Below are 9,024 nucleotides of genomic sequence, written 5' to 3'. Positions count from 1 at the left end.
GCCATCGTGGTTATCCCTTTCGAGGAAGTGTGGTTATGGAATCGAAAGGTACTACGGTGGTCGCCTCATGCATTCATCAGGCCCTCACCGATAGTCACAGATACACCACGCTAACGGACGCAACCCTTCGCCACCGAATTAGCACGCCTCCTACCAGGTCAATTGCGGAGATAGAGGCTATTAAATCCACTTGGGATTCATATAAGTCAGTTACATTTAATGGCATTTTCGTTAACTGTCAGCAAACCCTAGAGCCCAATAGCGATTTATCCACCAAAACATAGATACAGAAGTCGCTATTGTTATTGATGTTAAGAATGTAACGCATGTGAATACATGTCCGCTTCAGTCAATTTTCGAAGGCCAACACACCACCGAGCACCCTCTCCGCCTCACAACACAGCCCCACCCCGACGCTCCAGCACTACCCCCACAATGCGTCCGCAAAACATCGAATCGGCAACACTCGACAACTGCACACACACAACGCCGCCACCACTTCCGCCCATAAAAGCGTGACGACGAAAGTGCCGCGCGCCGTCGTCAAGCGAAGGCGTTAAAACCGTCGAAACCCTCTCGAATAAAACAACGATTTTTTTGCGTAATTCACCAAATAACCGCTGGTTACACCGTGTATCGATGAATTCAGCACTATTTTGCACATTAGTTAGGTAAGCGTCCGCGGCTCGTGATAGAACTCACAAGAGAACTATTTTCACTCAGCCATCACCCTGGCTGAGCCAGCCTAGAAGGAACATTATGAGCGTGCTCAACCTCGCCGCGGCGACGGCTGACACGGCGATTCCGGAATCTACTGGATTCACCGTCGCAGTCGGCGTTATTGGCGTCCTGTTGTCCCTGCCCTGCTGGTTCATCTTTATCAAGGGATTCACCCATATGGTGAAGACCATCATGGTGGGCCAAAAGACGTACGGTCACACCGGTGAATGGGGAACCCGTATTTGGACCATGATCCGAGAGATCGTCGGTCACACCAAGATGGCCAAGAAGCCCGGCGTTGCTGTGGCTCACTGGTTCGTCATGGTGGGCTTCCTCCTCGGCTCCCTAGTGTGGTTCGAGGCGTACATTCAGACCTTCTGGCCAGCCGGTGGTTGGCCAATTCTCAGGAATTTGACCGCCTGGCACTTCATCGACGAACTGCTCGGCCTGGGCACCACCCTGGGCATCCTGGCACTGATTCTCGTCCGCCAGACAAACCTGGGCAAGGAGCGCCTGAGCCGCTTCTACGGATCCAACGCCAAGGCTGCCTACTTCGTTGAGGCCGTCGTCCTCATCGAGGGCCTGGGCATGATGTTCGTCAAGGCTGCCAAGCTGGCTACCTACGGCGACCACGGCCACACTGGCGCCGAGGTCTGGACCTGGGCGAACTTCGTCACCGGTGGTATCGCACAGATTCTGCCGGCCTCCGAAGTCATGGTGTCCATCTTCGCGCTGATTAAGCTGCTGTCCGGTATGGTCTGGCTCTTCGTTGTTGGCCGCAACCTCACTTGGGGTGTCGCATGGCACCGCTTCCTGGCGTTCGCCAACATCCTGCTCAAGCGCAACGCTGATGGCTACAACGCCCTCGCGGGCGCTAAGCCGATGACCTCTAACGGTGAGATCCTGAACCTGGAAGAGGCTGACCCGGAGGTTGACTCCATGGGCACCGGCGTGGTCACTGACCACTCCTGGAAGGCTCTGCTGGACTTCACCTCTTGTACCGAGTGTGGTCGCTGCCAGGAGCAGTGCCCGGCCTGGAACACTTCCAAGCCGCTGTCCCCGAAGCTGCTGGTTAACCAGCTGCGTGACCACGCTTACGCTTCTGCCCCGTACCTGTTGGCTGGCGAGACCATCGAAACCGCTCGCGAGGGCGAGGGCGCTGGTGCAGCACTGCTGACCAAGCCACTGGTTGGCGATGGCGACGAGGGCATCATCGACCAGGACGTCCTGTGGTCCTGCACCAACTGTGGTGCCTGTGTTGAGCAGTGCCCGGTTGACATTGAACACATCGACCACATCGTTGATATGCGTCGTTACCAGGTTCTGGTCGAGTCGGACTTCCCGACCGAATTGGCTGGCCTGTTCAAGAACCTTGAGACCAAGGGCAACCCGTGGGGCCAGAACGCTTCCACTCGTGCCGACTGGATTAATGAGGTCCGCAAGGAAGGCGTCGTTGTCCCGATTTGGGGCGAGGATGTCGAGAGCTTCGACGACACCGAGTACCTGTTCTGGGTCGGTTGTGCCGGTGCTTACGACGACAATGCGAAGAAGACCACCAAGGCTGTTGCAGAGATGCTTTACACCGCTGGTGTGAAGTACGCTGTGCTCTCCCAGGCCGAGGGTTGTACTGGCGACTCCGCTCGCCGTGCTGGTAACGAGTTCCTCTTCCAGATGTTGGCTGAGCAGAACATCGAGCAGCTCGACGAGGTCTTTGACGGTGTGCCACCGAAGCAGCGCAAGATTGTCGTCACCTGTGCCCACTGCTTCAACACCTTCAAGAACGAGTACCCGGAGCTGGGCGGACAGTACGAGGTTGTCCACCACACCCAGCTGCTGAACAAGCTGGTTCGCGCTAACCGCCTGCAGCCGGTTGCTTCTGGCCAGGGTCGCCAGGTCACCTACCACGACCCATGCTTCCTGGGGCGCCACAACAAGGTATTCGAGGCTCCGCGTGAGCTGATTGGCGCATCCGGCGCCAACCTCGTCGAAATGCCACGCAATAAGAACACCGGCTTCTGCTGTGGTGCTGGTGGCGCTCGCATGTGGATGGAAGAGACCATCGGTCAGCGCATCAACGTAAACCGCACCGAAGAGGCTGTCGGAACCGGTGCTGAGGCAATTGCCATCGGCTGCCCGTTCTGTAAGACGATGATGAACGATGGCGTCAACAACGTCATCGAGGACGACGAGAAGAAGCCGGAGGTCCTGGACATCGCCCAGATGCTCCGTGACTCCGTGAAGGTCGACGGCGAGCTGCCGCAGGCACGCGAACCGGAGTGGATTGAGCAGCCGGAGCGTGGCTGGGTCGATCCGAAGAAGGCTGAAGAGGAAGAGCGTCAGCGCCTCGAGGAAGAGGAAGCTAAGCGCAAGAAGGCCGAGGCTGCCGAGAAGAAGAAGGCAGAGAAGGCCGCCGCTGCCGGCGCTGGTGTCGCAGCTGCTGGTGCTGCTGCAGGTGCTGTCGCCAAGGGTGGCGCTCCGACTCCGGGCGGTGCTCCAAAGCCAGGCGGCGCTAAGGGTGGCGCTCCGAAGCCTGGTGGCGCTAAGGGCGGTGCTCCAGCTCCGGGTGGCGCACCAAAGCCTGGTGGCGCTAAGAGCGGTGCCCCGACTCCAGCTGGTGCCAAGAAGGGCGCTCCAGCTCCAGGTGGTGCTAAGGGCGGCGCACCAACTCCGGGTGGCGCCAAGAAGGGTGCTCCTGCTCCGGGTGGCGCTCCGAAGCCGGGTGGTGCCAAGGGCGGTGCACCGGTTCCAGGCGGCGCTAAGAAGGGCGCTCCAGTTCCGGGCGGCGCCAAGGCCGCTAAGCCGGCCGCGCAGGCAAAGCCAGTAGCTGCGGAAACCGAAGCTCCGGCTGAGGCCCCGAAGGCAACCAAGGGCGCTCCGATTCCGGGTGGCGCACGCAAGGGTGCACCAGTCCCGGGCGGCGCTAAGAAGGCAGCTCCGGCCGCCAAGCCGAAGGCCGAGGAATCCGCTCCTGCCCAGGACACAGCTGCTGAGGTAGCGGCCACCGAGTCCGAGCAGCCAGCAGCTGAGCAGCCGAAGACCACATCCGGTGCTCCGATTCCGGGCGGCGCACGCAAGGGCGCCCCGATCCCGGGTGGCGCACGCAAGGCCAAGCCGGTCGCTAGCGCCCCTGCCCCGGCAGTCGAGGAAACCGAAGCTCAGGAGGCTCCTGCTCAGCCAGAGGCCGAGCAGGCACCGGCGCAGCCAGAGGTTACCGAAGAGCAGTCGGCGGAAGATACCACCTCCGCCGAGCAGGCCGCTGAGGCCCCAGCCGAGGAGACGCAGGCACCGTCGGCAAGCGCTAAGAACCTTCCGCGCAACCAGCACGGAGTTCCGCTGCCAGGATCGGCGCGACGTAAGTAGCACTCGCTAAGTAAGCAAGAATCCGCCTGAGAGGTTATTCTTCCCGGGCGGATTTTTTGTGCTTTACGACGACCCCTGCGCAGCGGCATTAATCGTGCAAATGGCACTCTCAACCGCGCTGACAATATATTGATTACTGCATATTGATTACTGCATCCCGTTAGAGATGACCGCGTTGTGGTGTGGAAAGAGGTCTTGGCGTAGTGATTAAGAAATCGCTGTCACAGATAAGAGACTTTCTGAGGACTCCGGGGTCAGTGGAGATGGTCATTGCACTTATCCTCACTGTTCTCGATGCGCTAATTTTCCGCGCGAGCAACTCTGATCTATTGTTGCCGGCCATTATCGGTGGCCTTCAGGTCATTCTTGTTGCAGTGGCGACGTATTTGCCACTCTTTGCCATGGTGGTTGTCCCAGCGAACTTCTTGGCGTTGACCTTCCTTCCTACAGAGCAAGCTCCAATGCAGATTTTCTGCGCGCTTCTCATCGTGGAAGTGATGCGTGCTAACAACAACAAGATGCCGGCGAGAATCACTGCGTTGCTGTTGTTGGTGATTTCAAACTACGACGTAAACACAAGTACTTTCGCACGCGACCATGTCGCGACCTTTGTTACAACGCTGCTTTTTGTAATTGCCTACGCCATCGGCATGATGCGCAGTCGCTACAAAGAGCAACGCCGGCAGGCAACGATTGAATCTAACCGCGCTCTGGAAGAACAACGCCTTGAGTTGGCGACCGTACTGCACGACTCCACCGCCAAGTCTTTTACTCGCGTAACCATGCTGGCGCAGGCGCTCGCCATCGAGCGAGAAGGGACAGATGAAAAGCTTGAAGAGTCCCTGGAGGACATCGCAGAAACCTCCCGAGAAGGTCTGCTACAGCTTCGCCAGTTGCTTTCACTGCTGAAATCCGCTGATGAAGAGAGCTCTCTGACCTCGGCTATTGGCCAGGACGAGCGCGTACCTAGCATGAACAGGGTGCTCCAACAGGCCAAGGATGAACTGCAGGAAGCCGGGTTTAACGTTTCGCTGGCCACGAAGATTGAAACCGAGCCCTCTTTGACGCAGATTTCAGAAGTTATCTCGCCGGCACTGTCGGAGTTCTGCACGAACATTCAGAAGTACGGCGAACCGCAAACGAACGTTCACATTCTGACGCTGAGCAATGAGGAAGACGGCTTCACGCTCGACATCAGCAATCAGATATCGAAGGCGCTACCGCATTTTCTGCCACGGGCGATGCTCTCTAGCGGTTTGGGGCTTTCCTCACTGCATCGGCGAGTGCGACCGTGGGACGGTTCCATCACGTCAGAACGAGAAGGAAATGCGTGGAATTGCAAACTCCACATGCCATCTACCAACCAGTAGGTTACGCTAGCGTAAGATTGATTTAGCAGCCGCTTGTGACGAAGATATCTCTCGAAAAGTCCTGGTTAGCGTAGTAATATCACACGGTGACAGATATTGTTCGGTTTTTATAACTTCTATGAAAGGTTCGCGGATGTCTGACATTAAGGTTCTCATTGTCGACGACGACCCACTCGTACTCTCGACGCTGCGAACCTATTTCAAGAAGGCACCGCATATCACCGTGGTCGATGAAGCCAGCGATGGCCACGAGGCTCTCAACATTATTGCCCGTGGTGGCGTTGACGTAGTTTTGACCGATATTCATATGCCCAACATGGACGGCGTTGAGCTGCTCGAGCGCATTAAGAAGGTGGAGAATCCACCAAAATTCATCGCTATCACCTCATTTGATACCGATGAAACAATGCTGAAAATCCTGAGCCTCGGCGGAAATGGCTACATTCTCAAAACTGCCCGCCCGGAATCAGTCATTGGCACCGTTGAAGATGTTTTCCAGGGCGGCACCGTCATCTCGCCGATTTCTGCGACTCGGCTGATTAAAACCCTGCCGTCCCGCAACATTTCCTCGTACAAGATCACTCAGGCCGAGCGAGAGGTCCTCGGTCTGATCTGCCGCGGTAAGTCGAACCACGACATCGCCAAGGAACTCGGCAAGTCACCGGGCACTATCAAGAAGCATCTCTCCAGCATGTTCAATAAATTTGGTGCTACCTCTCGCCTGGACCTGGCGCTGAAAGCAATAGACGCAGGCTTCCATCCGCCGGCATCCGCCACTGCAGAATAACCAGGGACTCTGAGATTTGACCGGGTAGCGGCTCTGAATCGAGCCTTTGCAGGCCCGAGATAGATAGCAAAAAGAGGCATATTCGCTTTCGTGAATATGCCCCTTTTACCCGTGCTGAGTGTGGAGAGAGAACTGTGTAACTACTGAATCGTCACCTCGACATGTCGCTCACGCGGAGCCACACCGAAGTAGCTGCGCCCAATTGGCTCCCACGTCTTCGAGTTGGCGTTGCAGCGAACTGTCTGTCCGGCGAACTCGTCAACCAGGAATCCCCAGCTCAGACGACCAGTTTCACCCTTGCGCACTTCGTATGGTCCAATCTTCTGCCCGAGGCTCCAAACCATCTCTCGGGAGTATTCCCAGGAGTACTTGCGGTTGAGCTCCTTGCTGACCTTCACGCTGACAGAGATATTGGTCCACCACTTCTTGGTCTTGGACTCCTTGATGGTCTGCGTCAGCGGAATCGGCTCATCACCGATGTCATTCTTCGTAGAAACAACGCCCTCAACGTCGTAGCGAGAGCCGGTGATTTCCACGAACTCAGCCACCGAACCCGGAGCTTCACAAGTGGTTCCCGGTGCCGGACCGCGGTCAACTGCCGCCGGCTTGGGCACTGGTACCCACTCCTCCGGCGCGAACGGTTCACCAGCTCCTGGATTCGGGGCGGCCACTACTGTCGGAGCACCGAGTCCGAGCGCAAAGACCGTCGTTAAGCACATGGCGACAACACGCTTTTTCATAACTGCTCCTAGTCGTTAATCGTGGCGGACGCCGGGCCGCCGTCACCGGAGTTACCGCTGACAGGCGCCCACTGCTGACGGTGCTCGCCCTCCTTGGTGGTCTTGTGCCAGACCACGAAGCGAGTCGACGGCCCCTTGCCGTTGTACTCACCGAAATAAGGCTCACCGCGCCACAGGCCGGTCTTCTGGTCACAGGTACGAACACGGCCAATGAAGGACTTCATGTGCACGCCGTAGTCTGCACGAACAGTCTCGCCTGGGTTGACGGTCACCGGGCCCAGCTTGTCGCCAACCGACCACTGACTGACCTCGACGATGCCGTACTTGTTCTTCACCCCGTGGAGGAACACGTCCCACATATTTCCGGAGCTCATGGCCTTCACGGACTCGTTGACTCCCTCTGTCACCTCGAGGGTGTACTGAATCGGGCGGTCAGTGCGGTTGGTGAATGAGTTAGTGCCGTTGTAGCGGTCCCATTCGTCGGTGATCCACTGTTCCCAGGGGTGACGCTTGGCGTCCTTGACCGGGTCACACTTATCCGTATTGGTGAAACCGGTGTGGTGCTCATCTTGGTCAGGGGTTTGGGTCAGCGGGGTCGCCACGGCCTGCCCAACGATGCCTGGCGCAAGAAGACTTGCACCCATCACCGCGCAGGCCAGGGCCTTCTTTTTCAGGCTCAACATGGAGAAACTTCCTTCTGCTTCGAGGTCTTAAAGAGGCTCAGCCCGTCTTAGACGGCGTACTCCTTGACCTGCGGAGCAGCACCGTCCACGGAGCGATCAGCTTCGTTGGCGCGCATGGAAACGCGAATGTGGCGCTCCTTCGGGATGGTGCCCCAGTACGGACGACCTGCGTCGATCCACTTACCGCCCTTACAGGTCAGGTGAGTACCTTCGAAGGACTGGTTCAGGAAGCCATACTCCAGAACGCCGGTGTAGCCAGGCTTGACTGGGTACGGGCCGAGGGTCTGGCCAACTTCCCAGGTCTGAGTGGACTGGTAGCCGGCGCTAAAGGTGACGTGGAAGAGCTTGAGCAGGTCGAAGTCGACCGAACCGCCGACGTTCCAGGACTTGGTCTTGCCTTCCTTGAGGGTCTGGGTCAGCGGCAGGTCGGTGTCGCCGTAGTTAGCGACGGTGGCGGTACCTTCGACCTCGAACTTCGAGCCGGTGATCTTCAGGGACTGGCCGGACTGGCCTTCAACGGAGCAGGTGCCACCGACGGTGCCCGGGGTGGGGGCTGGGGCAGCTTCGGCCATCGGGGCGACAGCCAGCGAGGACATGGTAACCAGGGCTGCAATGGAGCCGGAGAGCAGGGTCTTCTTCACGGCGAAATCCTTTCAGGATGTGACGAGCAACTCGTAAGGAAATACTTGAACTGACACCTGCAAAGGTAAGTCGAAATTCAGCGTTTTGTAATGGAAAATTTTCGACTCGCTTTACGACGGCCGCAGCGATTATCCACATAGTAAAAATGGAATCTCACTGATTTCCGCCATGCGAAAATACGGCATATAACAGCGTTTGACCAGCAATTATGAGCGTCGCAATAAGATTTCAGCGATTAATTTAATCGCATTAGAACTACGCCTTTTGAACCAATTCGAAAATGCCTCGGTCGGCCACTTGGTATTGGGCAATCAACATTTCGGCCACTACCCCACCTACATAAAGGCACCAGAGAGTAGCCGAATGGCCACCCCCAGGCGCGGGCAGGTAGAGAGACCTCCACACTTCACACTCTTGATTAAATAGTTATGATTTCTTTATTAATCACTGGCGAAGTCCGGCAGTCCACAAAGCCCTGACACTTTGCCGAGGCAGATATCTTTCGGAGTACTACCTAATGTTTCGACGCACTTCTATTCTTGCTACCACCATTGCATCCGCAGCACTCTCCCTGGGCGCGCTGACCGCCGCCCCGTCCGCTACCGCAGCACCGACAGCTACGACCAGCAGCGACGACCTGCAGGTTAAGGAATACGCTCTTTCCGATACCTTCTCTTGCGACTACTACAACCTCCCGTGGTGCCGCTAAAGAGCGCTGACTC

General features: G+C 57.3%; 7 protein-coding genes. 4 read left to right on the top strand and 3 right to left on the bottom strand.

The window, feature by feature from the left end:
* The first annotated feature begins 759 nt into the window (after nt 1–759).
* The 3 genes from NQ014_RS10160 to NQ014_RS10150 all read left to right on the top strand — a co-directional run bounded on the left by NQ014_RS10160 (nt 760) and on the right by NQ014_RS10150 (nt 6,237).
* On the top strand, nt 760–4,080 hold the full coding sequence (locus NQ014_RS10160; RefSeq protein WP_257075174.1) for a heterodisulfide reductase-related iron-sulfur binding cluster: 3,321 nt from the start codon (nt 760–762) through the stop codon (nt 4,078–4,080).
* Nucleotides 4,081–4,343: 263 nt separating this feature from the next.
* Nucleotides 4,344–5,450, top strand: a complete 1,107-nt coding sequence (locus NQ014_RS10155) for a histidine kinase (protein WP_257075181.1) — start codon at nt 4,344–4,346, stop codon at nt 5,448–5,450.
* 133 nt (nt 5,451–5,583) lie between these two features.
* Complete coding sequence (locus tag NQ014_RS10150) at nt 5,584–6,237, top strand: response regulator transcription factor (protein ID WP_257075173.1); 654 nt, start codon at nt 5,584–5,586, stop codon at nt 6,235–6,237.
* Nucleotides 6,238–6,377: 140 nt separating this feature from the next.
* Here NQ014_RS10150 and NQ014_RS10145 read toward each other — a convergent pair whose 3' ends face one another.
* Genes NQ014_RS10145 through NQ014_RS10135 form a run of 3 tightly spaced genes read right to left on the bottom strand, consistent with a single transcriptional unit; the run spans nt 6,378 to nt 8,301 of the window.
* Nucleotides 6,378–6,977, bottom strand: a complete 600-nt coding sequence (locus NQ014_RS10145) for a hypothetical protein (protein ID WP_257075172.1) — start codon at nt 6,975–6,977, stop codon at nt 6,378–6,380.
* An 8-nt stretch (nt 6,978–6,985) separates the two neighbouring features.
* The gene (locus NQ014_RS10140; RefSeq protein ID WP_257075169.1) at nt 6,986–7,660 is read right to left on the bottom strand and encodes a hypothetical protein; all 675 of its coding nucleotides are present in this window, start codon (nt 7,658–7,660) and stop codon (nt 6,986–6,988) included.
* A 47-nt stretch (nt 7,661–7,707) separates the two neighbouring features.
* Nucleotides 7,708–8,301 (bottom strand): hypothetical protein, encoded by a 594-nt coding sequence (locus tag NQ014_RS10135; protein WP_016421574.1) that lies wholly within the window; start codon nt 8,299–8,301, stop codon nt 7,708–7,710.
* A gap of 518 nt (nt 8,302–8,819) precedes the next feature.
* Between NQ014_RS10135 and NQ014_RS10130 the strand changes: the two genes are divergently transcribed.
* Complete coding sequence (locus NQ014_RS10130; RefSeq protein WP_257075167.1) at nt 8,820–9,011, top strand: hypothetical protein; 192 nt, start codon at nt 8,820–8,822, stop codon at nt 9,009–9,011.
* Nucleotides 9,012–9,024: the final 13 nt, after the last annotated feature.

The sequence above is a fragment of the Corynebacterium sp. 5QC2CO genome (genome assembly GCF_024580435.1).
In the GTDB taxonomy this organism is placed as follows: domain Bacteria; phylum Actinomycetota; class Actinomycetes; order Mycobacteriales; family Mycobacteriaceae; genus Corynebacterium; species Corynebacterium jeikeium_D.
This window is presented reverse-complemented; position numbering and strand designations above follow the sequence as displayed.

Excerpts from the sequence above, each read along its gene's own strand:
- NQ014_RS10145 (WP_257075172.1), bottom strand. The coding sequence starts at position 6,977 with ATGAAAAAGCGTGTTGTCGCCATGTGCTTAACGACGGTCTTTGCGCTC.
- NQ014_RS10140 (WP_257075169.1), bottom strand. The coding sequence starts at position 7,660 with ATGTTGAGCCTGAAAAAGAAGGCCCTGGCCTGCGCGGTGATGGGTGCA.
- NQ014_RS10150 (WP_257075173.1), top strand. The coding sequence starts at position 5,584 with ATGTCTGACATTAAGGTTCTCATTGTCGACGACGACCCACTCGTACTC.
- NQ014_RS10160 (WP_257075174.1), top strand. The coding sequence starts at position 760 with ATGAGCGTGCTCAACCTCGCCGCGGCGACGGCTGACACGGCGATTCCG.
- NQ014_RS10155 (WP_257075181.1), top strand. The coding sequence starts at position 4,344 with ATGGTCATTGCACTTATCCTCACTGTTCTCGATGCGCTAATTTTCCGC.
- NQ014_RS10130 (WP_257075167.1), top strand. The coding sequence starts at position 8,820 with ATGTTTCGACGCACTTCTATTCTTGCTACCACCATTGCATCCGCAGCA.